We start from the raw sequence: 24,987 nt of genomic DNA, 5'->3' as shown, positions 1-24,987 counted from the left end.
CGCCGTCGGGCAGTCTATCGAGTGAGTAACAAAAAAAATTACGAATTATGCAACACCACAATTGAAGACAAAAGATACCAGTACTAGAACCACCGGCAACGCGATACGCCGAAAGTCATCGCAGAACACACAACCGCAGCCAACCCGCTGCTCTGCTTCTGCAGAAACCGGAGACGCAAACTATGTTCCGCTCCAGCCCTTTTGAACTGACCGGCCCCATCGCCGACTTCGACGCGATCAAGATTCAGCTCGCCTCCCCCGAGAAGATTCGCTCGTGGTCGCATGGCGAAGTGACGAAGCCCGAAACCATCAACTACCGCACGTTCAAGCCTGAGCGTGACGGCCTCTTCTGCGCGCGGATCTTTGGACCGATCACGGACTGGGAGTGCCTCTGCGGTAAGTACAAGCGCATGAAGCACCGCGGCGTGATCTGCGACAAGTGCGGCGTGGAAGTGACACTCTCGAAGGTTCGTCGTGAGCGCCTTGGCCACATCGAGCTGGCTTCGCCCTGCTCGCATGTGTGGTTCTTCAAGGGACTGCCCTCGCGTATTGGACATCTCCTCGACATCTCGCTGCGCGAGCTCGAGGCTGTGCTGTACTTCGAGTCGTACGTTGTCGTCGATCCAGGTGATGCGCCCGTGAAGGAGCGCGAGGTCATCAAGGACGAGACCAAGTTCCGCGAGCTCGACCAGCAGTATCGCCCGTCCGGTTTCAAGGCCATGATGGGTGCGGAAGCGATCAAGGAACTGCTGAAGCGCGTTGAGATCCAGGAGCTTTCGGTTGAACTGCGCGAGCGCATGAAGACCGAGACCTCGCTGCAGAAGAAGCTGAAGTACTCCAAGCGCTTGAAGATTGTCGAGGCGTTCCGCAAGTCGGATAACCTGCCGCAGTGGATGATTCTCGACGTGATCCCCGTGATCCCGCCTGAGCTTCGCCCGCTTGTGCCGCTGGATGGTGGTCGCTTCGCGACATCGGATCTTAACGATCTGTATCGCCGCGTGATCAACCGTAACAACCGTCTGAAGAAGCTCATGGACCTCCATGCGCCTGAAGTGATTGTGCGTAACGAAAAGCGCATGCTGCAGGAGGCTGTCGACGCGCTGTTCGATAACGGCCGCCGTGGCCGTGTGCTGCGTGGCGCGAACAACCGTCCGCTGAAGTCGCTCTCCGACACCCTCAAGGGCAAGCAGGGCCGCTTCCGCCAGAACCTTCTCGGTAAGCGCGTGGACTACTCGGGCCGTTCGGTCATCGTGGTTGGTCCCGAGCTGAAGCTGCACCAGTGCGGTCTGCCGAAGAAGATGGCGCTCGAACTGTTCAAGCCGTTCATCTATCACCGTCTGGAGCAGACGGGCCACTGCACGACCATCAAGCAGGCCAAGGAGATGGTTGAGATGCAGGAGCCCATCGTGTGGGACATCCTGGAAGAGGTCATCAAGGATCATCCGGTTCTGCTGAACCGCGCTCCTACGCTTCACCGTCTGGGCATTCAGGCTTTCGAGCCGGTGCTGGTGGAAGGTAAGGCGATCAAGATTCATCCGCTCGTCTGCACGGCGTTCAATGCCGACTTCGACGGTGACCAGATGGCTGTGCACATTCCGCTGAGCCCTGAAGCGCAGATTGAAGCTTCGGTGCTGATGCTGGCTTCGCACAACATTCTGTCGCCCGCGTCGGGTCAGCCGATCACGGTTCCGACGCAGGATCTCGTGCTTGGTCTCTACTACCTGACGAAGGCCAAGGTTGGCGCGAAGGGTGAAGGCCGCGTGTTCGCGAACATCGAAGAGGTGTTCATGGCGCTCGAAGCGAAGGCTGTCGAGACGCTGACGCCGATTCGTCTTCGCTATACCGGCAAGGTGCTGGACATGACCACCGCGTACGACGATCAGGATCTGACGCACACCGAGGCTGTCGAGTTCAACAAGCAGTTCATCTCGACGACCGTGGGCCGCGCGATTCTGAACGATTCGCTGCCTGAAGGCATGCCTTATGTGAATGGCCTGCTGAAGAAGAAGGGCATCGGACAGCTCATCAACTACCTCTACCTGAACCTTGGGCTTGAGGTGACGGTGCATGCTCTGGATCGCATCAAGGATCTTGGCTTCCGCTATGCGACCAAGTCGGGTCTATCGGTTGGACTGGATGACATGGTCATTCCGGATTCGAAGTACACCGTGGTTTCGGATGCAGAGAAGCAGGTCATCAACGTGCAGCAGCAGTACCTTGACGGTGCGATCACCAACGGTGAGCGTAACAACAAGGTCATCCAACTGTGGTCGACGGTGACCGAGCGCGTGGCCGATGAGATGTTCAACAACATGAAGCAGGCCGACAAGGACGGCGCCATGAATCCGATTTACATCATGGCCGACTCCGGTGCGCGTGGTTCGAAGCAGCAGATTCGTCAGCTTTCGGGTATGCGTGGTTTGATGGCGAAGCCCTCGGGCGAAATCATCGAAACACCGATCACCGCGAACTTCCGCGAAGGTCTCACCGTTCTGCAGTACTTCATCTCGACGCACGGTGCTCGTAAGGGTCTGGCGGATACGGCGTTGAAGACGGCTGACTCGGGTTACCTCACGCGTCGTCTGGTTGACGTGGCGCAGGACGTCATCATTTCGGATTACGATTGCGGCACCGTTGAAGGCATCTATGTGATGCCGATCATCGAAGCCGGCGAGACCATCGAGCCGCTGCGCGACCGCATCATTGGCCGCGTGTCGCTTGAGAAGCTCAAGGACTTCGAGGGCAAGACGATCGTCGAGATCAACGAAGAGATCGATGAGGACAAGGCAAGCGCGGTTCAGGCGGCCGGTATCGAGAAGGTGAAGATCCGCTCGGTGCTGACGTGCGAATCGAAGCGCGGATGCTGCATCCTTTGCTACGGCCGTAACCTTGGCTCGGGCAAGATGGTCGAGATGGGCGAGGCTGTTGGCGTAATCGCGGCGCAGTCGATCGGCGAGCCGGGTACCCAGCTCACGATGCGTACCTTCCACATCGGCGGAACGGCTTCGCGTGTTTCGGATGCTTCGCACCTTGAAGCCAAGAACGCCGGTTCGGTTCGCTTCATCAACCTGGTGACGGTTCGTTCGAACACCGGTGGTCTGGTGGCCTTCAACCGTAACGGTTCCATCGCCGTCATCGACGACAAGGGCCGTGAGAAGGAGCGTTATGCGATCGTGTACGGCGCGAAGCTGCGGGTCGAAGATGGCGCGCAGGTTCAGCAGGGCACGGTGCTCGGCGAGTGGGATCCGTACACGTTCTCGGTGTTGACCGAGATTGCGGGTACGGTCCAGTTCAAGGACCTGCAGGAAGGCGTGACGCTGAACGAAGAGGTCGATGAGGTGACGGGTCTTTCGCGTCTCGTTGTGACCGATTCGTCCGACGAAAAGCGTCAGCCGGCGATCATCATCAAGTCGGCATCGGGCAACAAGCGTTACCTCATGCCTTCGCGTGCTCACCTTATGGTGCAGGATGGCGACGAGCTGTTCCCGGGCGATGTGCTGGCGAAGATTCCTCGCGAGACGACTCGTACCAAGGACATCACGGGCGGTCTGCCGCGCGTCGTCGAGTTGTTCGAGGCACGCAAGCCGCGTGATCCGGCGATCATCTCGAAGATCGACGGTGTGGTTCGCTTCGGAGAAGTGTCGAAGGGACAGCGCAAGGTATACGTCACGGCGGACAACGGGCAGGAAGAAGAGTACTCGGTGCCGCGTGGTGTGTATGTCAACGTCCAGGAAGGCGAGCGTCTGCGTGCAGGCGATCCGCTGATCGATGGACCGCGCAGCCCGCATGATGTGCTCGAAGTGCTTGGCGAGCGCGCCGTGCAGATGTACCTGGTGAACGAGATCCAGGAAGTCTACCGGTTGCAGGGCGTAACGATCTCGGATAAGCATATCGAGACGATCGTCCGGCAGATGCTGCGCTGGGTGAAGATCGAGGATGTCGGCGACACGGCGTTCCTGGTCGATCAGCAGACGGATCGCTTCCGCTTCAACGCGGAGAACCAGAAGACGCTGATGGCTGGCGGACGTCCGGCGATTGGCCGCTCGTTGCTGCTCGGTATCACGAAGGCTTCGCTCTCGACCGACAGCTTCATCTCGGCTGCTTCGTTCCAGGAGACGACTCGTGTGCTCACGGAAGCTTCGATCAATGGTTCGATCGATACGCTGCGTGGACTCAAGGAGAACGTCATCGTGGGTCGTCTGATTCCGGCTGGAACGGGCATGGAGTACTACCGCAATGTTCAGCTCTCTCCGGAGCTGGAAGAAGCGGCTGCCCAGGTTCAGCAGGAGGTCACTGCGGCCATCGAAGCGGAAGAGCGCGAGCTGGAGCAGATGCGGATGGAAGGCGAGCAGGAAGAGCTGGCCGCGGAGTAACTTCGCGTTACGGCGGATCGCTCGAAGGCAACAAGAAAACGGGCAAGCTCGAGAGAGCTTGCCCGTTTTCTTCAGTTTAGAGTGTAGATTTAATGTTCAATGACTTCACGTAAAAAACAGGTTCCGCCGAGCAAGGGTCTCGGGGACATCGTCGCCGCCTCCAGTAAGTGGATACTTCTCTGGCTCTTGGGCTATGTGCTCGGTATTATCTCTCCAAGAAGCTGGATCATTACTAAGCTAACCAGTGCTCCAAACGTGCAAGCTATATCTTCGATATCTCAAAATAAGAACTGCACCGTATATCAGGCACAGTTTGGCACACAAAGTGAGGCACTTGATGAAGTGAATATTGAGATTGAATTACCCTCAACTATTGTCGATCATCGTGTGGTCGTCGGGGGAGACGATGTCGGAGGTGTCCTTCGTATAACTGGTATCTCCCTTTTAGATGACACGACTTGTCTTTTCGAGGGGATCGGAAGCGAAGTAGATCAGATTCCGACTATAACTAGCGGGATTCACGGTTTGACCCATAGTCTCTTTGTACTTCATGCAGCACCACTCGTTAAATCAACACCGATTACGATGATTTTTACGATGAAGAACGGGGCTCCACCACGACGGCTTTTCGGCACCTATACGTATCAGCGATTTGAAGTTCCAATTAAGCATGATCTTAACTTCATCTTGAAGCCTCTACTACAGCTCAATCCCGTGGGACCTGGCAAGCACACAATTACGATTACTGCACACTCTTGATCCTTAGCTCCACCAATATAGCCGGGTTGGCATCGAGCGAAGGAAGGAGATAGGCGCAGAACACAAGGGCACATCTATATCCGGTCTTTTCTGACGCATAAGCAATACGACAGCCGTCGAAACTGGGATAGGGAGTTTGGAAGCCAATGAGCACAACACTTGCGAATCCGGCGAAGCTGATCAAGATGGGCGCTCCGCACGTCATCCATTCCGACGAGCAGTTGGCTCAGTACACCGATGCGCTCTTTCATCTCACGGGCAAAGAAGACCTGACAGACGAAGAGGAGAAGGCGATTGAACTTCTGAGTTTTCTAGTGGAGCGGTATGAGAGTGAGCGGCATCCGATTCCGGAGGCCTCTCCGGTGGATGTACTGCGGTTTCTGCTCGATCAGAATGGACTTCAGCAGCGGGATATTGCTGGTGAGCTTGGGAGCGAGAGTACGGTTTCTTTGGTACTCGCCGGCAAGCGACCGCTCACCTTGGGACATATTGAGAAGCTGAGTGCGCGCTTCCATGTGCCGGGGGCTGTGTTTCTGCGGCAAGGCGTTGGGCACAGCAAGACGGCTTGAGATCAGCAGTATTGCAAATGAATGCGGGGCGATAGAGAAGTTCTCTATCGCCCCGTTTCTCTTTACATACTCTCGTCGTCGCCGATGGGCATGCCGGGTGGGGCTTCCTGGGGCTTGGTGGGGGTGAACTTGGTGGGGTCTTTTTGGTATTGGGCTATGCGAGTCATCATGGCGGTGCGGTGGATGGCTTCGGCGGTGTCGGTGAGTGGGGCGGCGGTGGTGAAGGCCTTGTAGACGTCGTTAATGTGGGACTGGGCGATGGCTCGGGCCTGGGTGCTGGCGGTGGGGTCTTCGGCTAGTTTGAACATGGCTTCTAGGGCTCGGAACTCGACCGCGCGCTCGACCTCGGAGGACATGGTGTGGCCGCCCTCGGGGCGCTCGGCGGTGGTTTTGCTGATGGACTCGAGGAGACCGCGGAGGGATGGGGCTTTGGGCTCGCGCATGTGGTACTGGACTAACCGGGAGGCTCGGGCGGGGTCCAGGAGGACTTCCAATGTGAGGTCGGCGGCGGACTCGGCGGTGGCGATGGGGTCGAAGGTGAGGCCGGTTTCGGAGGGGAAGGACTCCTGGGTGCGGGGGAAGCCGGGCGGGACGGGCGGGAGGACTTTCAGGAGGGACTCGGGCAGGGTGAGGAAGTCGGGGGTGAGGGTTTTGAGGACGGCGGTGATGGCCTTTTGCTGGACGGCGGGGTCGACGATCTGCGGGTTGGGCTGGCCGTCGCCGCGGAGGTTGTAGCGGTAATCGAGGCCGCCGATCTGTTTGATGGCGGCTTCGGTCTGGTAGCGGTGCAGGAGGTAGAGGACGACGAGGGTGTCGGAGAGCTCGGACATGGGGGTGCCGGGCTTGATGGCGTTCTCGTTGAAGCGCGCGAGGGCGGCGGTGCGGACGCCGATGATTCTGTTCAGCTCTTCGGATGGGTCAGTCCCGTTGTCCCAGAGGTGAGCGTTGGGGTGGGCGCCGGAGAAGGGGCGGGCGTCTTCGTCGGTGATGAACTGGAGGCCGGTTTTGGCGCTGGCGGTGAGGATCTGGTTGAGGGCTTCTTTTTCATCGGTTTTGGCGGGGAATGCGCGGTAGCCGTAGTCGATCGCTACCTTGTCCCAGAGGCCGATGTTGACGCCGTAGGCGTGGGAGAGGTCGGGGATGCCGTTGGGGCCGAGGGTGATGTAGGGGTGGGGGTAGTCCATGACGGAGACGGACTCGGTGGGGACGTGGGGGAAGGCGCTGGCGGCGAAGTTGTGGGCGAGGCCGAGGGTGTGGCCGATCTCGTGGGCGGAGAGCTGGCGGATGCGTTGGAGGACCATGGCCAGCATGGGGTCGTTTGCTGGGGTGATCTGGCGGCCGGAGACGTACGGGGACAGGAGGGCTTCGGCGATGCGGTAGTCCTGGCGGCCGCGCAGGGAGCCGAGGGTTACGTTGCCTTTGATGATTTCGCCGGTGCGCGGGTCTGCGATGGCCTCGCCGTAGCTCCAGCCGCGGGTGTAGCGGTGGACCCACTGGACGATGTTGTAGCGGATGTCCATGGGGTCGGCGTCGGCGGGGAGGATGTCGGCGCGGAAGGTTCCGGGGGCCCAGCCGGCGGCCTGGAAGGCCTGATCCCACCAGCGGGCTCCGTCGAGGAGGGCGGTGCGGATGGGCTCGGGTGCGCCGCGGTCGATGTAGTACTGGATGGGGGTGACGGCTTCGCAGGATTTGGTGCAGGCGGGGTTCTTCTTGATGAGGCGGTGACGGAGGATGAAGCGCTGGTCGAGTGCGTCGCCGAGCGGGGCGGAGTAGTCGCGGTAGGAGGACGGGAAGTATCCGGCGCGGGGGTCGAAGCGGCGCGGGGTGAAGCCGGGGCCGGGGAGCTCGATGAAGGACTGGTGCTCGTGGAGGGTGAGGGCGTGGGGGTCAGGGGTGACGTCGCGGACGAAGCGGCCTTTGGGGGGGCCTTCGGTGGTGAAGGTGAGGATGGCTTCGACCTCGGTGTTGCGGGGGAAGGCTTTGGTGCTGGTGAGGTCGATGGTGGAGCGGGCGGGGTCTACCTTGTAGGAGCCTTGTTGGGCGCGGGTGAGGGACTCGGTGACCTGATGGGCGTCGCGGAGGAAGAAGTCGGTGGCGTCGAGGAGGACGGCGCCATCGGGGTCTTCGGCGGCTACCTTGAAGCCGGCGAGGATGGAGGAGGGAAAGGACTGTCGGACGGCGAGCTGCTCGGCGGGGTCGGCGGAGGAGGTGCGGAAGTCCTGGTTGGGCTGGACGAGGAGGACCTTGGGGCCGACGCGCTCGAAGTGGACGATGATGCCTTCGGCGGTCTGGCCGCGGTCGAGCCCGAGGTCGTTGGAGCCGGTGCCGTAGGGGAGGGAGTGGGTGTAGAGAAGGTCGGGGGAGTGGCCGCGAGCGTCGAAGTGGGGGATTTCAAGGTACAGGGTGCCGGATTTTGCGTCCCAATCGAGGGGGAGGAGGCCGGGCATGTGCTGCATGGGTTTGGTCTTCTCGGCGAGGGTGGGGGCGGGGGAGTCGGGCTTGGGGGATTGGGCTGCGGCGGGGAGAGATAGGAGGAGAAGGAAGAGTGCGGGGCGCATGGGATTGTTGTAGCACGTAGGTACGGGCAGGCGCTGTTGCGGTCGCCTATACTTGAGGTTTACGCGAGGAGATGTATGGCGAACAGGTATGGTGAGGCGGCTTTGATGGCGGTGCGGATGGAGACCTACGGCAAGCAGATTACGCCGGGGGAGCGGTGGGCGCAGGCTACGAAGACGCTCTATCCGACGAGTGAGAAGGCGCAGAGGAAGACGGCTCCCAAGGGAGCATTTCTGGGGCTTTGCGATGCGGGGCTGGTGAAGGGAATTCCGGCGGGCAAATATGGGGCTACGCGGGACAATGCGAACTATGCGATTGCGGCGTCGGCTTTGCTGGTGGCGGGAACGCACACTTCGGTCTCATCGCTGTGGGCGGCGGTGACGAATGGCGATGGAACGGAGCACCAGAGCCAGATGGATGTGGTGATGGCGCTTTGGAAGAATGGCCTGATCGTGAAGCCCGCTACAACTCCTAAGGTGACGCCGGACTCTAAGGAATAAGAACGAGAGAAGAGGCGACCCATGTCCGAGTCCGAGCAGAAGCATCCAGCAGGCGCACCCGGTGTGTGGAAGCACCCCAACTTCAAGGCGATCGTCATCGGATCGGCCGTTTTTGTTCTCGTGCTGCTGGGTGCCTCGCTTCTGTTGGTGAGGACAGAGGGCGGTCACCTTGTGATGCGGACGAAGGTGACCCACGCCAGCCAAAACTGATCGGCTCGAGTGGAGTATGCTGGCGGGGCCATGAAAACTCTCCTTTCACTCCTCTTTCTGGTTGCCGCTGCTTCTGCCCAGACGCCTCATGTGACTCCTCCTCCGGTAGGGTTCAGCAGGGTGGTCACGCTTTGGCCCAACGGGGCTCCCGGCGCGCATGGCACGGCGGATGGCGATGTTCCCAAACTGTATGTTTATCCTGCCAAGGCGAATCCTACGGGGACTGCGGTGATCGTGATGCCCGGTGGTGGGTATACGGCGCTGGTGACGGAGAAGGAAGGCGGGGTGGAGGCGCGGTGGCTGAGTGAGCACGGCGTGACTGCGTTTGTGCTGCAGTACCGGCTGGGACCGGAGTATGAGTTTCCGGCACCGATGCTGGACGGGGCGCGGGCTGTGCGGTGGGTGAGGAGTCAGGCGGCATCGTTGGGGATCAATCCGGGCAAGGTTGGGGTGTGGGGATTCTCGGCGGGAGGACATCTGGCGGGCTATATGGCTTCGATCCACGATGGAGGCGATGCCTCTGCGCAAGATCCGATCGACCGTCTGGGAGACAGGCCGGACTTTGCGATTCTCTCGTATGGGCGGCTTTCGATGGACAAGGGATTTACACCAGAACCTGTGATGCCGGGGCTTTTGGGAGCGCATGCGACCCAGATGCAGATCGACGCGATTTCTCCGGTACTGCATGTGACGAAAGACAATTCGCCTTCGTTTATCTACTCGACCACGGCGGATCAGAAGGTGAACTCTCGGAACGCAACGGCGTTCTACGACGTCTTGCAGCAGACGGGGATTCCGGTGGAGTTGCACATCTTCGAGCTTGGCGTCCATGGGACGGGAATGGGGCAGGGGATCAAGGATGCGGCAGAGGTCTCGGTCTTTCCCATTTTGCTGCAGCACTGGATGCAGTTGCACGGATGGATGGGCGAGTAGGGCGATCCAGGAGAAACTCCGGCCGCAAAAACGCGTCTATCGCAACATGCGATTTCTTTCTGTGGTGAGTTTGGTCCTGGTCAGTGTATGCGGTCTGCAGGCGCAGACGGCGGAGACTCCACAGGCTACTACGGCTACGCTTTCGGTTGCGGCGAAGCTGGTGAATGTGCCGGTGGTGGTGAGGGACAAGAAGGGCGCACTGATCCAGAATCTGGTGAAGGACGACTTTACCCTGACGGTGGATGGGAAGCCGCAGGCGATCCGGTACTTCGACCAGGACAAGGATATTCCGCTGATTCTAGGGCTGATGGTCGACACGAGCCAGAGCCAGCGCGAGGTGCTGGATGAGGAGCGGACAGCGAGCACGACGTTTCTGGAGCAGATGCTGACCGGAACGAAGGATAAGGCGTTCGTCATTCAGTTTGCGCGGCAGACGGATCTTTTGCAGGATCTGACGAGCTCCAAGCCGAAGCTGCAGGCGGCCCTGAAGCAGATCGACTCGGCCAACACGGGCGGCGGAGGGCAGGGCACAAACGACCCGAATAACACCGGGAGTTCGAACGATCCAAATGACCAGAGTAGCGGGCAGGGGCGGCGTGGAGGACGCGGCGGTGGGGCTGGACACGGCGGAACCACTCTGTACGATGCGCTGTTTCTTGCTTCGGATGAGATTACGGGCAAGCAGAAGGGCCGGAAGGCTGTGATCATTCTTTCGGATGGCGTGGATAACGGGAGCAAGGAGAGTTTGACGAAGAGCCTGGAGGCAGCGCAGAGAGCCGACACGATCGTCTATGCGATCTACTTTAAGGGCAAGGAGAGCGGTGGTGGCGGTGGAAACCGAGGGTTTGGCTTCCCGGGAGGACGCGGAGGCGGTTTTCCAGGGGGCGGCGGTGGACGTGGCGGGGGAGGTTATCCCGGTGGTGGCGGCGGCCAGCGCGGGGGCGGCGGCGGCGGAAACCGTGAGGTCGATGGCAAGAAGATCCTGCAGCGGATGGCCGACGAGACGGGGGGACGCCTGTTTGAGATCTCGAAGAAGCAGACAGTCGAGCAGATCTATACGCAGATTGGCCAGGAGCTGAGGGCGCAGTACCGGCTTGGATTTACGCCGGACCAGGAGACGGCTGCGGATGGCTATCACCAGATCACGCTGGCGTTGAAGGACGCAGAGAAGAAGAAGCTTGCGGTGCAGACGCGGGACGGGTATTACACGGGCAACTAGGCCTCGATGGCGGGGATTGACCTGCCTCCCGGAGGCGAGTTTTGGGGCACCGGGTTCATTGGCGGTATAAAATTCGGGGCATGGCATCTCGTTCGAAACCAGCTCCTCGTAAAGGCAATCCGCTGCCTTGGATTGTCGTCCTGGCCTTTGTGGCTGCGGCTGCTACGTTCTTCTTCTTGCATAAGAGCGGCACGGCCGCTGTTGACGCTCCGTCGACTGCTCCAGTCGCTGCGCCGCAGGCTGAAGCTCCGGCCCCTCGTGTGTTGCCGAGGAACCATATCTACGACGAGAGCGCGGACCCGAGGGTGGATATCGCGGCTGCGCTGAAGAAGGCGAAGGCCGAGCATAAGCGGGTGATCGTCGACTTTGGCGGGGACTGGTGCGGCGACTGCCAGGTGCTCGATCTCTATTTTCACCAGGCCCCGAACGACGCTCTGCTGGCAGAGAACTTCGTGCTGGTTCATGTGTTTGTCACTCACGCGATGGAGGACAACCACGATGTCGCGGTGAAGTATGAGGTGCCGCTGAAGAAGGGCGTTCCGGCGCTCGCGGTTCTGGATGCACAGGGAAAGCTGATTCATTCACAGACGGCGGGCGAGTTTGAGAATATGCGGAATATGGAATCGGCCTCGGTGACGGACTTTTTGAACCGATGGAAGGCCTGAAGAACCCTCTACCGGTCGGCGTGCGGTGGCTTCGGCTGTCGGTCAGCACGGTCAGGGCCTGGCGCGTGCGGCATATCCTGTGGCTGGGATCGGTGGTGCGCCGGACGACGATGAAGTCGGTCGAGCATGACGTTTTGAATGTGGCGCAATCGGCTGCCTACTCGGCGATGATTGCGCTTTTTCCTGCGTTGATTGTCGCCGCGGCGGTGGTGCAGTTGCTGCCGTATAGTGCGCCGTTGCGGTATCAGTTGGCTCACTTTTTCGAGCGCGTGCTGCCGTCGGATGTCATTCCTCTGTTGCAGACCTACTTTGCGACGGATCCTAAGAGCGCGCAGTCGACACGGGCGATTCTGCTGGCGGCCCTGGTGTCGGTGACGGGAGCGTCGAGCGTGATTGCGACGCTGATGGAAGGTTTTCGGCGTGCGTACGACCTTCCGATGGACTGTTGGGGATTCTGGCAGAGGCGGTGGAGGGCGTTTTCGCTGGTCCCCCTTTCCCTGGTGCCGCTGAGTGTCGCGAGCCTGCTCGTGGTGTTTGGACATTTCTTCACGATGTGGTTGGTGGGCTTTCTGGCTCCTTCGGTGCGGACCCCTGTGTATGGTGTAGCTCTCATGATTCGGTGGGCGATCGCCCTGCTGGGCAGCACGGGGGTGATTGCCACAATCTATCACCTGGGGACACCGATCAAGCAGACATGGCACAGAACCCTGCCGGGCGCGGCGATGGCGACGGGGATGTGGTTTCTGACGACACTGTTCTTCGGGTTGTATGTGACGCGGTATGCGAACTATGGGCAGGTGTACGGGTCGCTGGGGGCGGGAATCGCTCTTCTGTTCTGGCTCTACATCATCTCGTTGAGCGTGCTGTGCGGGGCAGAGTTCAACGCGCAGTTTTTCACGGATAAAACATAGCAGTGGCGATTCCTATTCGGCAATGAGGGGTTGGGCTTGTAGAATGACTCGACGGCAAACTATTGGTTAGACCATCGCGAGATGGCTGGAAAGATTGGCAGCGAGCTCTTATGGGTACTTTTACGGTAGATGGATCTCTGGTCGGTTCGGAACGTGCGCGTCGCGCGAAGATTGTGGCAACGCTTGGACCTTCGTGCAGCAGCATCGGAGTGTTTCGTGAGCTGGTACGGGCTGGTTTGGACGTCGCCCGATTGAACTTCTCGCATGGAACGCATGCGCAGAAGGCCGAGCTGATCAAGATGGTGCGGACGGTGGCGAAGGAAGAGAAGAAGCCCATCTGCATCCTGGCCGATTTGCAGGGTCCGAAGATCCGCACGGGCAAGCTGAAGGACCACCAGCCCGTACAGCTTGTTCAAGGGAAGAGGCTGACCATTACGCCGCGAGAGATCGCCGGTACCGCCTCGGAGGTGGGGACCACCTTCCTCACGCTGGCCGAGAACCTTGAGCCGGGCGCGCGGATTCTGCTTTCGGACGGACTCATCGAGTTGCGGGTAGACCGTGTGAGCGGGCTGGACGTGATCTGCGAGATCATCAATGGCGGCACGCTGGGCGAGAACAAGGGCATCAATCTTCCGGGGATTCCTGTTCGTGTCCCGTCGCTGACGGAGAAGGACGAGGAAGATCTGATCTTCGCGATCGGGCAAGGCGTGGATACGGTTGCGGTCTCGTTCGTGCGGACCGCGCACGATGTGCGGCATGTGAAGGCGCGAATCGCGGCGTGCAATTCGGATGCATGGGTGATCGCGAAGCTCGAGAAGCCACAGGCGATCGAGCATCTGGATTCTATTCTGGAAGTTGCGGACGCGATCATGGTTGCGCGTGGTGATCTGGGTGTGGAGGTTCCTCCGGAGAAGGTGCCGGCGATCCAGAAGCACATCATTCGCCGGGCGGCGGAGTATCGCAAGCCCGTGATCACGGCGACGCAGATGCTGGAGTCGATGATCGACAATCCGCGGCCCACGCGCGCGGAGGCTTCGGACGTGGCGAATGCGATCTATGACGGCACGGATGCAGTCATGCTCTCGGGCGAGACGGCGGCGGGCAAGTACCCCGTGCATGCGGTGGCCATGATGGCGAAGATCGTGACGGAGACGGAGGAGCAGATTCGGATCGACCCCATGCCGAAGCACCCAAGGCCCAGAGGCGCGAAGCTCTCGGTGGCGGAGACGATCTGCGAGTGCATGGCGCACTCGGCGGAGGATCTGGATGTGTCGGCGATTGCCATTTTTACGGAGTCGGGAAGCACCGCCAGGCTGCTGTCGAAGTACAGGCCGGAGCCGCCGATCTATGCGCTTTCCCCCTACGAGAAGGTGATCAACCGCTCGATGCTGCTGTGGGGGACGTATCCGATTCTATGCGACCGCTTCAAGGATACCGACAAGCTGGTGAGCATGGCGGAGCAGATTCTGGAAGAGCTCGGCTACGTGCAGAAGAGACAGGTTGTCGGGATTGTGGCGGGAACGCGGACGAGATCGGGCGCGACGAACTTCATGCGCCTGCATATGGTTGGGGATCGCGATACGGACAACGATAAGCCGAAGAAGGCCAAGGCAAAGAAGAAGGCTTAGGTACGTTGCGGGTGGATGGGGCGGATCGGGTTCTAACCCGATCCGCCCCATTTGTTTTTGTGGGGAGGGGGGGAACTTCCTTCCGGGGTGATGACGTAAAGATTCGCTTGGTGGTGCTTCGGATTATGGGGTGAAGCAACCAGGCTTGTGAAGCGTCCATGGGGCAAAAGAAGAGGGCCGGGCGTGAGGAGAATCCCTCGGCGCCCGGCCCGTCTGGTTTGTGCTGCGGTCTGGTTTACGGGAGCTGACCGAGCGATCCGGTCGAGGTCGCCTTCGAGAGCGGCACGATGGTGGGAGCCGCGTAGCCGATGACCTGGGTCAGGGTTCCGTTGACGCTGTTGGTGACCCAGACGTTGCCGGACGCATCGGAAGCCGCTGCACCGGGGCCGTCGAAGCCAGCGATCTGAGCGCCATAGTTGGCTCCGGAACCGCCGGTGTTGGGAGCTCCCGTTGCCGAGAGGCGAAGAAGGTTGTCGGGAGCGGTGCTCCCGCTACCGCCTGCTGCGCAACCGAGGCGGCAGTTGGGGATGAGAACCTGACCTGCGCCATCTGTGGCGAGGAGCTGGGCCTGATAGAGACCGACAGCAGAGAGGGGGCTGCCGCTGGCGTTGGCACCGTTGTAGCCGTAGATGTGGCTCAGGGTGTTGTTGTTCTCGGTGATCCAGAGCTCGTTGCCGCCGTTGATCGCAAGGCCAAGAGGAGTGCTGAAGCCGGTGGGCGTGTACTTGGTGGTGAAGGTGCCTGCGGTGCCGGTACCGTTGAACTTGAGCAGCGAGTTGTTGCCCGAACCGAGGACCCAGACGTTGCCGGAGTTATCGGTTGCGACGGCAGCAGGGCCCGCAGCGGACAGGTTGGAGGCAGAGTAGGTGGCCTGGTTGAAGGGCGATCCGGTCTGCTCGGTTCCGCTGGTGTTCATGTCGATGACCGTACCGCCTATCTGGGTATTTCCGCCGCCGGGGTTGTACATCCCGCTGACGGCGGTGATCCAGATGTTACCGGGCTGATCGAAGGTGATGCCCTGGACAGAGTTGGTTCCGAAGTGCGGGTTGGCAATCGGGGTTCCAGGCGTACCGGTGGAGCTGACAGCGATCAGCTCATCGGCAGGGTGCAGGGTGGTGGTCTGGTTGAGGGTGTACAGGTTGGAGCTGGTGCTATCGAGTGCGATGCCGCGGAGGAAGTGAAGCACACCGGCGCCATAGCTGCCGATAAAGCTGCCATCGGGACCGAACTTGACCACGGTGTCAATCGGGGTTGCCGGGGGGGTGGTGAGGCAGGACTGGCAGCTCGTGAAGTAGACGTTTCCGCTGCCGTCGACGACAACCGGACCGGGCTGTGTGATGGTGGTGGCAACGGGCGAGTAGGTGATGCCGAGGGTGAAGTCATTCGGCTGTGTGGTGAGCGCGGGCTGGAAGGGAGCCGTTGCCGCTGCCTGGGTGTAGAGGTTGTTGACGTTGGCTGCCGGGAAGGCTCCGATGTTGAGAGCGGCCGTGAACACGTTGGTCGGCACGGAGGAACCGGTGGGGGTGGTGGCGCTGTACAGTGCCTGGCAGGTCGAGCTTGCTCCCGAGCCGGAGTTGACGCAGGGGGCAATGATGTTGGCCAGTGTGTTCAGCGTCGCCTGAGGAGCGATGCCGTTGCCGGCGGGGGTGGTGGCCAGCGCGGTTCCGGTGGTGGGGTCAACCAGGTTGGCGATGGTCTTGAAGGCGTTGACCAGACCGGTGGCGTTGGTGGCGGTGGTACCCAGGTGCGTGCCATCCACCATGAACTGCTGCAGCGTGGAGGCCATGGCGGCCGTCGTCACTTCGTTAATGCTGGTAAAGGTGGTGGAGCCAATGGTGGCGCAGTCGCCGAGAGCAGCCGTGAGTACGATCGCGCCGTTCACCGCGCCGCCTACGAGGCCGGTGGGATTACCGCCGGTGGCGAGCAGGTAGACCTGGGTTCCAGGTGTGCAGGTGGCGGTGGTGCCGCCGTAGTTGAAATCACCGTTGACACCGGTCGTGACGTACGTTCCGACGGTATCGGTTGCGGTTCCGGGATCGCCGGCGTGCAGCAGTGAGGTGGATGCACTGCCGTAACCACCCGTGAGGTTGGCAGCCATCAGGTAAACGTGGGCGCCGAGGATCGGCTGCTGTCCACCATGCACCGAGCCCGCGGGGATCGTGGTGGTCAGGCTGCTGGGGACGGCCGTTCCAGAGATGCCTGCGCATCCGGAAAGGCAGACGATTGCCGCTGCAGACGCGGTAAGGGCAGCGTGCCGGAGAGCGAACTTCGGGGAAAATCGATACATGGGAACTCCTGGAATGTAAAGCGGGGATATCGAAAGTTGTGATGCCCAGATGATACGTTGGGCTGCCTAGAGCGCCAAAAAAAAATTCTTTCGTAAGTTACCGATGCATCCACTATAACTTCGAAACGGGGGAAAGCCGCAGAATAAAAATTCACGATCTTTGCGTATTCCTTCAGAAAAGGATCGTTCCTGGGGTGGAGCGATGCGCGGTACGGGGCGGGGGCGAGGGGGGCTTTTCAGGGGACCGGGAGCGAGCCGCAGTCTGATGGTGAACGCTCTAGGATGACCGCCATCGATGGGTCGTGTCACTGCCCGGGCAAAAACGTAGAATACGAACTATGGGACGCATTCGCATTCTTTCCGACCAGGTCGCGAATCAGATCGCAGCCGGTGAGGTGGTGGAGAGACCGGCGTCGGTGGTGAAGGAGTTGCTGGAGAACTCGCTGGATGCGGGCGCGACGCGAATTCGGGTGGAGATCGAAGGCGGCGGGAGGAAGCTGATCCGGATCGTCGACAACGGGCACGGCATGGTGGCAGATGACGCGCTGCTGGCGTTTGAGCGGCATGCGACCTCGAAGTTGCGAACGTCGGACGATCTGCTTTCGATCGCGACGCTGGGGTTTCGCGGGGAGGCTCTGCCGAGTATCGCTTCGGTATCGCGGCTCTTGCTGGAGACGCGGGCGGAGGGCGATGAGGCGGGGACCGCAGTGGAGATTGCGGGGGGGGCGATCGTGCGGGTGTCCGAGATGGGGATGCCGCCGGGGACGACGATCGCGGTGAAGGACCTTTTCTTCAATACGCCGGCTCGGCGGAAGTTCTTGAAGACGGAGCAGACGGAGTTATCGCATATTGCGGCGCTGGTGACGCATTATGCGCTGGCGCATCCGGAGAAGCACTTTGAGCTGCATTCGGCGACGCAGGCTTTGCTGGTGGCTCCGGGCGTGGCGAGCGCGGGGGAGCGGCTTTACCAGATCTTCGGGCGGGAGACCTCGGGGCTGATGCTGCCGACTGCGGCGGAGATGGACTTTATGCGAGCCGGGCTGCCGGAGCCTCCTCCGTGGAAGCGGAACGAGGATTATGTTCCTGCGGCTCCGGGTTATATGCGGTTGTCAGGCTTTGTGTCGAAGCCGGAGTTGCAGAAGCTGAATCGTAATTCCGTCTATGTCTTTGTCAATCGAAGACTGATCCGGGACCGGTTGGTGCTGCATGCGCTGACGGAGGCGTACCGGAATATCATTCCGCCGACTTCATTTCCGGTGGTGCTGCTTTTTCTGGAGATGCCTCCCGAAGAGGTGGACGTGAACGTGCATCCGGCGAAGACCGAGGTGCGGTTCCGTCAGCCCAGCTTTGTCCACAACTTTGTGAGGGACACGGTCAGGACGACGTTGATGGAGGCTCGTCCCGCGGCCAGTTTCATGGCGGCACTGGACCCGGTGAGTCCGGCGAGTCATTCGCTGCTTCTGGATGTGAGCCCGCTGCCGGGTGGGCCGGAGGATGGACTGCTTGGACCGAACCGGCCAGAGTCCGAAGGGGATCCGAGTGCGGGGGATGTGGACTACTTTTTGAGGCCGCGCGAGGTTCCTGCTTCGCCGGGGCGTCTGGAGTTTGCCGGAAGGCCGCTGACGGTGGGGGCGGAGGAACATATTTCGGCCGTGGATCCGCTGCTTGGGCTGCGCAGGCCGGATGGTTACGTCGAGGTGCAGGCGGAACGGGGGCCGGAGAAGTGGCATGAGGGTTCGAAGCCGATGGTTGCACCGGTCGCTCCGGAGCCGAATCTCTCCGAGCTTGGGAGTCTGCGGTCGCTGGGACAGATTAAAGACTCGTTCATCCTGGCGGTGAATGAGGATGGGCTTTGGATTGTCGACCAGCATGTGGCGCATGAGCGGATTCTGTTTGAGCGGGTACTGCGCGAGCGGGAGACGGAGCAGGTGCAGAGACAGAGGCTGCTGATGCCGCTGCTGGTGGATCTGCTGCCGGCGCAGATGGTGGCGTTCGCAGAGATTGCGAAGGAACTGGAGGCGAACGGGTTCGAAGTGGAACCGTTTGGGCCTCGGACGCTGGCGGTGAAGGCCGCGCCTGTGGGATTGGAAGGCAGGGAGCTGGAGCAGATGCTGGAGGAGGTTCTGGCGGTTCCGGACCGGGAGCAGCAGACGGAGAATGCGGATACGCGGAGGCGGAGGATCGCGGCGAGTATCGCGTGTCATGCGGCGGTGAAGATCAATATGCCGCTCGATTCCCAAAAGATCGACTGGTTATTACAGGAATTGGCAAAAACGGAGTATCCGACGAGCTGTCCGCACGGCAGACCGATCGCATTGCGGTATTCTCATAAAGACATACAACGTGCGTTCCAGCGGATTTGAAACCACTTCCCCCGCCGCTTCGCCCAGGCCGTTTTGGTCTCCTACTTTGAAATAGAACTGTCCTTGCGCTTGAGAGCGAAGGAATGCTGTTGCGGTGGTCTCGCTCCAGCAGGAAGGCAACACCTGTGAGCACTTCGAATATTCCGTCGGCTGAACAACTCGCCGGCATCCGCAGCACCCTTTGGCATCAGGACGAAACTCCGCTGCTGACGCTCGACTCTCTTCGTTCGTGGATCCACAAGACTGGCCTGGTGCTGTTTACGCCGCGGGCGTCGCAGCTTCCGGCTCCGGCACCCTCGATTGTGGAGGGTGTGCTGGGCAAGGCGAACGCGGCTCCCACGCTGGCCGAGACGGCCGAGGCGAAGACGCTGCTGGCGCGGCTGATCGCCGAGGGGAACGCGGTTCCTCTGAACTTGCTGGGAACGCCTGGCGATACGCCGGACTTTGTGGTTTCGCCGGCAGTGTTCTCGTATGTGTTTACGCTGCGGGGCGATAAGGCCTGGAAGCTGCCTCCGGCGACGACCGGCGCGGTGAAGGTTTCGCCGCTGGCGCTGGCGGCGTATGAGGCTCTGGCGCGGCGCGTGACGCTTTCCGTGCCCGAGCTGGTGAATGAGCTGGGCAAGGAAGTGACGGATTCGGCGGTGCTGCGTGCGCTTTCGGAGCTGTGGTCGCATCTGCGCGTGATTCCCGTGCCGCAGGCGGACGGCGACACGATGTGGGAGTTGATGAGCACGCGGTTTACCAAGCAGATCAAGGCCGGTGCGAACGCCGGGCAGCCGAAGGCGATGTCGGCGCTGATCTCGCTCTATCTGCAGTCGGCCCTGCTTGCGACCGAGGAAGAGATTGAGACGATCCTTTCCCCGCTGTCTCCCCGGTCGCGGATTCGCGATGTGGTGCATGCGCTGATGGGGGCGCGCGAGCTGGAGACGATCGCTGTGGATGGACGGACCGTGGTCTACATCTCCGGCGAGCTGCCGCAGTTTGGTGGGACCGAGGCTGTTACTGCATCGGACGACGAGGCGGGTGAGATCGTCGAGGTCGACGTGCTTGGCGAGGCTCCTGTGATCGAGGGCGAGGGCGCGATCAAGAAGTTCGTTCCGAAGCCGGCGAAGAGCGGGACGGGGTTTGCAAAGAAGTTTACGCCGCGGCCTTTCGGGGGGAGTTCCGAGGGCGGGGATCGCGAACGGCGCCCGTTCAAGAAGCCGTTTGGGGACAAACCGAGCTTTACGAAGCCGTGGGATGAGAATCGTCCGGCGCGTCCGGCTGCGGATGGCGATGCTCCGCGGTCGTTCGATCGCTCCGACAGGCCGGCTCGTCCGAGCTTTGACCGGAAGCCTTCGTTTGGGTCGAAGCCGTACGGGGCGAAGCCTGCGTTTGGTTCGCGTCCTGCGTTTGGCGACAAGCCGCGTTACGGGTCGGGCGATGGTGGGACGCGTCCTTCGTTCCGCCGCGATGACTCAGCGCCGCGCCGTGAGTGGACGCCGCGTCCTGCTGCCGATGGTGGTGGTGAGGGAACGTTCGCTCCGCGCAAGACGTTCTCTAAGCCGGGGACGTTTGGACGGAAGCGCGAGGGTGGATTCTCGCCACGGCCTTCGTTCGGAGGTGGGGAAGGCCGTCCGCCGCGCCGCGAGTTTACGCCCCGCGAGGGTGGAGCGGCTTCGGATCGTCCGCGCCGTGAGTTCGCTCCGCGTGAGGAGCGTCGGCCCGGATCGTATACGCCTCGTCCAACGGGTGGGGACCGCAAGCCTTATTCGCCGCGTCCTGAGGGGGGTGGTTTTGCTCCGCGCAAGCCGTTCACGCCGGGTGGCAAGCCTGGCGGATTCTCTCCGCGGGATGGTGGCGCTGAGGGGGAGCGTCCGCGCTTCCGCAAGTTCGATGCTCCGAAGTTTGACAGGCCGAAGCGTTCGTTCAACCCGGATAGCCCGGCTCGTTCGTTCTCGGACCGCCCGGCGCGTCCTTTCTCTTCGGATCGTCCGGCGAGGCCGTTCTCGAGCGACCGTCCGGCACGTCCTTATTCCGGCGACCGTCCGGCGTCGGGTGGCGGCTTCTCGAAGCCGAGCACGTATCCGGCGAAGAAGCCCTTCTCAAAGCCGACGGGAGCGGGTGCTTACCGCGGACCCAAGCCTCCGGGGACGTTTGCGAAGTTTGCGGATGGCAACAAGCCGTTCCGCAAGCCGGGTCCTGGCGGCAAGAAGTTTGGCGGGCCGAAGCCCAACTACCGCAAGCGGGAAGAGGAGTAGGCCCGCATGGCGGAGGGGATGAAGCGGCGTCCGGTGGTGGCGATCGATGGGCCGGCGGGAGCGGGAAAGAGCACGCTCGCCGCTCATCTCGCCCGGACCTTCGGGTTTGTGAACCTGGAGACGGGCGCGATGTACAGGGCGCTGGCGCTGAAGGCGATCGAAAGCGACCTGGACTTCGATGAAGAAGGACCTCTGCTCGCGCTGGTTGGCGATACGAGGATTGGGCTGGAACCGCAGCGGGACGGAAACCGGGTGATGCTGGATGGCATGGATGTTTCGCGGCGGATTCGCGACACGGATGTGACGCAGGCAGCCTCGCGGATCTCGGTGCATCCTCATCTGCGGGCCTGGATGGTGGATCTGCAGAGAGCGATGGGAAGCCAGGGCGGCGTGGTGATGGAAGGCCGCGATATTGGAACGGCGGTGTTTCCGGACGCCGAGGTGAAGATCTTTCTGGATGCGGATCCGGCAGTGCGTGGGAACCGGCGTTACCGGCAGGCGACGCCTTCGCCGACGATTACGGAAGAGGCGATTCTGAAGGAATTGAAGGAGCGGGACCAGAGGGATCGGAACCGCGCGGAGTCACCGCTGCGTCCGGCCGAGGATGCGGTGATTCTGGATTCGACGGCGCTGACACTGGACGAGGTTCTGGCGAAGGCGGAGGAGATTGTGCGGACGCATCTGCCCGGGTAGGGTAAGCGGCGATTCATAATCTTTGGAAAAATTATTTACTCTTTTTGCACACATTTCTTGTATCTCGTGCTAACCTTCAGACATCGTTTGAAACAGATTGGTTTCAGCAAGGTACTACCAGCCGAACCCCCGATCTAGATCTAGCGTCAAATCATACTAAGGAAATACCGAACAATGGAACAGGGAACAGTGAAGTGGTTTAACGATGCCAAGGGGTTTGGCTTCATCAGCCGTCAGAATGGTGAGGATGTATTCGTACATTACTCCGCGATCAACTCGAACGGCTTCAAGAGCCTCCAGGAAGGCCAGGCTGTTCAGTTCAACGTGGTCAAGGGACCCAAGGGCTGGCAGGCATCGGACGTGCAGCCTCTCTAAGGCTTGCGTTCGTACTCTTGAGGCTTGCCTCCAGAGTGCTTGTTGAAACAATCTATGGACGGTGTTTTGCGCCTTTTTGGCGTAGAATGTCTTCTACCTAAGTTTTGCGGGAGGGACGGCTATGGCTGTCCCTTTTCGCCGTTAAGATCGATACTCTTTGAGCGATATTTCCGCTGGTTTCGTTCGATGACCCCAGGGGCGCCTGGCCGCAATTGGGTGCTTTCAGGCAGCCGGTGGCGGACTGGTGCTTCGTCTGAATGTCGGCGAGGTCGCCGTGCTTTGTACCACTGAGGGTGAGTTTGTATCCATTGCCCGCAAACAGGAGTGAGCCATTATTTGCATCGAATATCCACACCGGGCAATTTGACTTGCCGCAGAGCCGATGTCCACCACAAACCAGCAGATCGGGTTTTCGGCTCGATGCCTTGGTTGAGGAGTGAATCTTTTTTGAAAACTTGAGATTCTAGCTGAGATCTTTTCGCGCTATGCTCTCAGCGGGGGGTCGGGAGATGATGGCTGGTCGCGTACTGTTGCCGGTGTTCTTTCTTGTTGTCCTAGGATCGGCGTTCGGCCAGGAGCCTTCCGGGAGTGCAGTGCCGGGGACGGGGAATCCATTCGGTCAATCGCTTCCGCCCATGTATCGCGGTGTGGAAACGCGCATTCCGGGAATTTATGTGACACCGGTTCCGAATGCTCCGTTCACGGCTGACGTGCAGATTGTCTCACAGGAGCAGTTACCAGACGGGTCTACCAGGATTCGCAAGATGGTCAATCATATTGCGCGGCAGTCTTCGGGCCGCATCTATAACGAACGGCGTCTGCTGGTTCCTCCCACGTATCAGGCCGAGCCGAGGCTGCTGTCCGCGCATATCTATGATCCAAACACGCGTCTGAGTACGTATCTGAACCCCATGACACATATTGCGCAGGATATTGTGCTCAAGCGGCCGCCTGTGGCTCCGCAAAATTCCGTGCCGCCGAAGAGTCCGCAGAAGGACTCACTTCTCAAAGAAGAGGAGTTAGGTGAACAGCCACTTGGATCAGTCACGCTGCGTGGGATCAGACTCTCGCGGACTGTGCCTGCGGCAGTGAGCGGGACGGGCAAGGATGTGGTGATTGTGGATGAGTATTGGTACTCCGCTGATCTGTCCATCTACATGATCATCAAGCACAAAGATCCTAGGACCGGGGAACAGATTGTGGCGGTATCCGACGTGGCGCGGCACGAGCCCAATGCAATGCAGTTCGACGTTCCTGCGAATTACAAGAGGGTGGATGAGACACCGGTTGACTAGACTGAATAATTAGCTGTTTTATTATGAGTGAGGATATGGAGATCAGGAAGCGCATCGGGATATGCTTGCTGGGCTTTATTCTCTTGGCAGTCGGTTGCAGGCGTAGTCATCCCGACACAGACAATCTGGAATCGAATGGTCCTGCTCTCAAGGGCATTCCTATCTTGACCGGTAGCATCCTTCAGAAGGTATCGCCTGTGTACCCGCCGGTCGCTAAAGCCGCGGGAGTGGAAGGTACAGTCATTCTCCACGCAATCATTGCGGCGGATGGTTCGGTTGAAAGCCTGGATGTAATCAGTGGGCCGTTGATGCTCCGGGGAGCGGCTGTCGATGCGGTCAAACAGTGGGTTTACGCTCCGTATATGCTCAATGGCGTTCCGCGTCGAGTCGATACGACGGTAACTGTGAACTTCCGGTTCAACAATAGTTCCAAGTGAAGATCGCTGATTTGCCATGGTAGTTCTGACCGACCTCAGGAGCAACGGCAAGGGCAACCTCTGGGAGCTGATGGCGCGAGGCCCCTACCCTATCCGACGATAAGAGCGTCTACTTGGGATCGGGCGCGGGGTCGGTGGTGGGTGGGGTTTCCACTTCCTGGATCCCGGGCATGATGGTGGCTCCGGATTTGAACTTGCGGTAGTTGGAGTTGTTTCCGCTGGCCTTGCCGTGGAGATTGTAGAAGAGCATGGCGCGGACCGAGCCCTGGCCGGAGAAGGCGGCAGGGAGCCATACTTCGTCGTTGACCTTGACGGTGTCGGCCTGGAAGGACGTGTCCTTGGCGACGTTGATGAGGAGGCCTCCGCCGATCTTGAAGTTGTTGGCGAAGTGACCCTCGACGCGGCTCAAGGCGTTGTCCTGCTCATCGACCCAGACCGTGCCGGAGAGCTCGTGGATCATGCCTTCGAGAGGGTTGTGGGTTTTGGCCTTGGGGTCGCCGATGTAGTCGACGGCGATGGTGGGACGGCCGCGGAGCATGACGCGTCGCTCGTTGGTGAAGGAGCCGAGTTCGAGAAAGCGGGCGTAGGAGACCTCTTCGCGCTTCCTGTCGGGCTCACCCTTTTCCTGTCTTTCGCGGGCTTTGGCGATGGCTTTGTCGATGCGCTCGTTCTCTTTCTTTGCTTCCTTCTCGTCGAGGGGCTTGCCGTCCTTTTTGAGGAGTCGCACGAGGCGGGTGCCGTTGATGTAGAAGACTTCGGACTCGGTGGTCTCTGTCTTTTTGGGATGGCCCTGGCCGTCCAACTCGGTTTGGGTGACGGTGGACGTATAGATGTAGTTCTTGATGAGGGCTTCCGAGGCCTTCTGGTGGGCCTCGACGGCCTGCATCATGGTGGCGATGTTGGGCAGGGGTTTGGGGGCGGGGTCTGGAGCCTGGCATGCCGCGAAAGCCGAATACCAGCACATAAGGCCGATT

At 60.5% G+C, this 24,987-nt stretch carries 19 protein-coding genes; 16 read left to right on the top strand and 3 right to left on the bottom strand.

Features of this window, described 5'->3' with window-relative positions; genetic code table 11:
• The first annotated feature begins 182 nt into the window (after window positions 1-182).
• The 3 genes from rpoC to BM400_RS20060 all read left to right on the top strand — a co-directional run bounded on the left by rpoC (window position 183) and on the right by BM400_RS20060 (window position 5,701).
• Window positions 183-4,373 carry a DNA-directed RNA polymerase subunit beta' gene (rpoC, locus tag BM400_RS20065; protein ID WP_089843254.1) on the top strand — a complete coding sequence of 1,397 codons (4,191 nt, stop codon included), beginning with the start codon at window positions 183-185 and terminating at the stop codon, window positions 4,371-4,373.
• A gap of 99 nt (window positions 4,374-4,472) precedes the next feature.
• Window positions 4,473-5,132: a hypothetical protein gene (locus BM400_RS21795; protein WP_141224018.1), complete on the top strand. Its 660-nt coding sequence runs from the start codon at window positions 4,473-4,475 to the stop codon at window positions 5,130-5,132.
• 146 nt (window positions 5,133-5,278) lie between these two features.
• Window positions 5,279-5,701, top strand: coding sequence for a helix-turn-helix domain-containing protein (locus BM400_RS20060; RefSeq protein ID WP_089843253.1), 423 nt, complete (start codon window positions 5,279-5,281; stop codon window positions 5,699-5,701).
• Window positions 5,702-5,763: 62 nt separating this feature from the next.
• Here BM400_RS20060 and BM400_RS20055 read toward each other — a convergent pair whose 3' ends face one another.
• Complete coding sequence (locus BM400_RS20055; protein ID WP_089843250.1) at window positions 5,764-8,259, bottom strand: zinc-dependent metalloprotease; 2,496 nt, start codon at window positions 8,257-8,259, stop codon at window positions 5,764-5,766.
• Between the two features lie 75 nt (window positions 8,260-8,334).
• Between BM400_RS20055 and BM400_RS20050 the strand changes: the two genes are divergently transcribed.
• The 7 genes from BM400_RS20050 to pyk all read left to right on the top strand — a co-directional run bounded on the left by BM400_RS20050 (window position 8,335) and on the right by pyk (window position 14,323).
• Window positions 8,335-8,757, top strand: a complete 423-nt coding sequence (locus tag BM400_RS20050; RefSeq protein ID WP_089843248.1) for a DUF6979 family protein — start codon at window positions 8,335-8,337, stop codon at window positions 8,755-8,757.
• Window positions 8,758-8,778: 21 nt separating this feature from the next.
• Window positions 8,779-8,967: a hypothetical protein gene (locus BM400_RS20045; RefSeq protein ID WP_089843246.1), complete on the top strand. Its 189-nt coding sequence runs from the start codon at window positions 8,779-8,781 to the stop codon at window positions 8,965-8,967.
• 30 nt (window positions 8,968-8,997) lie between these two features.
• The gene (locus BM400_RS20040; protein WP_089843243.1) at window positions 8,998-9,900 is read left to right on the top strand and encodes an alpha/beta hydrolase; all 903 of its coding nucleotides are present in this window, start codon (window positions 8,998-9,000) and stop codon (window positions 9,898-9,900) included.
• A 46-nt stretch (window positions 9,901-9,946) separates the two neighbouring features.
• On the top strand, window positions 9,947-11,119 hold the full coding sequence (locus BM400_RS20035; RefSeq protein WP_089843240.1) for a VWA domain-containing protein: 1,173 nt from the start codon (window positions 9,947-9,949) through the stop codon (window positions 11,117-11,119).
• A gap of 80 nt (window positions 11,120-11,199) precedes the next feature.
• Window positions 11,200-11,784, top strand: coding sequence for a thioredoxin family protein (locus BM400_RS20030; protein ID WP_089843237.1), 585 nt, complete (start codon window positions 11,200-11,202; stop codon window positions 11,782-11,784).
• Window positions 11,772-12,695 carry a YihY/virulence factor BrkB family protein gene (locus BM400_RS20025; protein ID WP_089843234.1) on the top strand — a complete coding sequence of 308 codons (924 nt, stop codon included), beginning with the start codon at window positions 11,772-11,774 and terminating at the stop codon, window positions 12,693-12,695. The genes BM400_RS20030 and BM400_RS20025 overlap by 13 nt, the downstream gene beginning before the upstream one ends.
• A gap of 110 nt (window positions 12,696-12,805) precedes the next feature.
• Window positions 12,806-14,323: a pyruvate kinase gene (gene pyk / locus BM400_RS20020; RefSeq protein ID WP_089843230.1), complete on the top strand. Its 1,518-nt coding sequence runs from the start codon at window positions 12,806-12,808 to the stop codon at window positions 14,321-14,323.
• 235 nt (window positions 14,324-14,558) lie between these two features.
• On the opposite strand, the gene BM400_RS20015 is transcribed toward pyk, so the two are convergent.
• Window positions 14,559-16,610 carry a hypothetical protein gene (locus BM400_RS20015; RefSeq protein WP_089843227.1) on the bottom strand — a complete coding sequence of 684 codons (2,052 nt, stop codon included), beginning with the start codon at window positions 16,608-16,610 and terminating at the stop codon, window positions 14,559-14,561.
• Between the two features lie 338 nt (window positions 16,611-16,948).
• Between BM400_RS20015 and mutL the strand changes: the two genes are divergently transcribed.
• From mutL to BM400_RS19985, 6 genes are all read left to right on the top strand, one after another.
• Window positions 16,949-18,973: a DNA mismatch repair endonuclease MutL gene (mutL, locus tag BM400_RS20010; protein ID WP_089843224.1), complete on the top strand. Its 2,025-nt coding sequence runs from the start codon at window positions 16,949-16,951 to the stop codon at window positions 18,971-18,973.
• A gap of 125 nt (window positions 18,974-19,098) precedes the next feature.
• Window positions 19,099-21,213, top strand: coding sequence for a DNA glycosylase AlkZ-like family protein (locus BM400_RS20005; RefSeq protein WP_089843221.1), 2,115 nt, complete (start codon window positions 19,099-19,101; stop codon window positions 21,211-21,213).
• Window positions 21,214-21,219: 6 nt separating this feature from the next.
• A complete protein-coding gene (cmk, locus tag BM400_RS20000; RefSeq protein ID WP_089843217.1) occupies window positions 21,220-21,906 on the top strand; it encodes a (d)CMP kinase in 687 nt (228 codons plus the stop codon).
• Window positions 21,907-22,080: 174 nt separating this feature from the next.
• Window positions 22,081-22,281: a cold-shock protein gene (locus BM400_RS19995; protein ID WP_013581125.1), complete on the top strand. Its 201-nt coding sequence runs from the start codon at window positions 22,081-22,083 to the stop codon at window positions 22,279-22,281.
• A 509-nt stretch (window positions 22,282-22,790) separates the two neighbouring features.
• On the top strand, window positions 22,791-23,576 hold the full coding sequence (locus tag BM400_RS19990) for a hypothetical protein (RefSeq protein ID WP_175529165.1): 786 nt from the start codon (window positions 22,791-22,793) through the stop codon (window positions 23,574-23,576).
• Window positions 23,577-23,599: 23 nt separating this feature from the next.
• Entirely contained in the window at window positions 23,600-24,013 is a 414-nt protein-coding gene (locus tag BM400_RS19985) for an energy transducer TonB (RefSeq protein ID WP_089843212.1), read from the top strand.
• A gap of 109 nt (window positions 24,014-24,122) precedes the next feature.
• Here BM400_RS19985 and BM400_RS19980 read toward each other — a convergent pair whose 3' ends face one another.
• Window positions 24,123-24,977, bottom strand: a complete 855-nt coding sequence (locus BM400_RS19980; RefSeq protein WP_089843210.1) for a hypothetical protein — start codon at window positions 24,975-24,977, stop codon at window positions 24,123-24,125.
• Window positions 24,978-24,987 lie beyond the last annotated feature (10 nt).

The organism is Granulicella pectinivorans, from assembly GCF_900114625.1.
GTDB classification, from domain to species: domain Bacteria; phylum Acidobacteriota; class Terriglobia; order Terriglobales; family Acidobacteriaceae; genus Edaphobacter; species Edaphobacter pectinivorans.
This window is presented reverse-complemented; position numbering and strand designations above follow the sequence as displayed.

Excerpts from the sequence above, each read along its gene's own strand:
- BM400_RS19990 (WP_175529165.1), top strand. The coding sequence starts at position 22,791 with ATGATGGCTGGTCGCGTACTGTTGCCGGTGTTCTTTCTTGTTGTCCTA.
- BM400_RS20050 (WP_089843248.1), top strand. The coding sequence starts at position 8,335 with ATGGCGAACAGGTATGGTGAGGCGGCTTTGATGGCGGTGCGGATGGAG.
- BM400_RS19985 (WP_089843212.1), top strand. The coding sequence starts at position 23,600 with ATGAGTGAGGATATGGAGATCAGGAAGCGCATCGGGATATGCTTGCTG.
- mutL (WP_089843224.1), top strand. The coding sequence starts at position 16,949 with ATGGGACGCATTCGCATTCTTTCCGACCAGGTCGCGAATCAGATCGCA.
- BM400_RS19995 (WP_013581125.1), top strand. The coding sequence starts at position 22,081 with ATGGAACAGGGAACAGTGAAGTGGTTTAACGATGCCAAGGGGTTTGGC.
- BM400_RS20060 (WP_089843253.1), top strand. The coding sequence starts at position 5,279 with ATGAGCACAACACTTGCGAATCCGGCGAAGCTGATCAAGATGGGCGCT.
- BM400_RS20055 (WP_089843250.1), bottom strand. The coding sequence starts at position 8,259 with ATGCGCCCCGCACTCTTCCTTCTCCTCCTATCTCTCCCCGCCGCAGCC.
- BM400_RS20045 (WP_089843246.1), top strand. The coding sequence starts at position 8,779 with ATGTCCGAGTCCGAGCAGAAGCATCCAGCAGGCGCACCCGGTGTGTGG.
- rpoC (WP_089843254.1), top strand. The coding sequence starts at position 183 with ATGTTCCGCTCCAGCCCTTTTGAACTGACCGGCCCCATCGCCGACTTC.
- BM400_RS19980 (WP_089843210.1), bottom strand. The coding sequence starts at position 24,977 with ATGTGCTGGTATTCGGCTTTCGCGGCATGCCAGGCTCCAGACCCCGCC.
- BM400_RS21795 (WP_141224018.1), top strand. The coding sequence starts at position 4,473 with ATGACTTCACGTAAAAAACAGGTTCCGCCGAGCAAGGGTCTCGGGGAC.
- BM400_RS20030 (WP_089843237.1), top strand. The coding sequence starts at position 11,200 with ATGGCATCTCGTTCGAAACCAGCTCCTCGTAAAGGCAATCCGCTGCCT.
- cmk (WP_089843217.1), top strand. The coding sequence starts at position 21,220 with ATGGCGGAGGGGATGAAGCGGCGTCCGGTGGTGGCGATCGATGGGCCG.
- BM400_RS20040 (WP_089843243.1), top strand. The coding sequence starts at position 8,998 with ATGAAAACTCTCCTTTCACTCCTCTTTCTGGTTGCCGCTGCTTCTGCC.
- BM400_RS20015 (WP_089843227.1), bottom strand. The coding sequence starts at position 16,610 with ATGTATCGATTTTCCCCGAAGTTCGCTCTCCGGCACGCTGCCCTTACC.
- BM400_RS20025 (WP_089843234.1), top strand. The coding sequence starts at position 11,772 with ATGGAAGGCCTGAAGAACCCTCTACCGGTCGGCGTGCGGTGGCTTCGG.
- pyk (WP_089843230.1), top strand. The coding sequence starts at position 12,806 with ATGGGTACTTTTACGGTAGATGGATCTCTGGTCGGTTCGGAACGTGCG.
- BM400_RS20035 (WP_089843240.1), top strand. The coding sequence starts at position 9,947 with ATGCGATTTCTTTCTGTGGTGAGTTTGGTCCTGGTCAGTGTATGCGGT.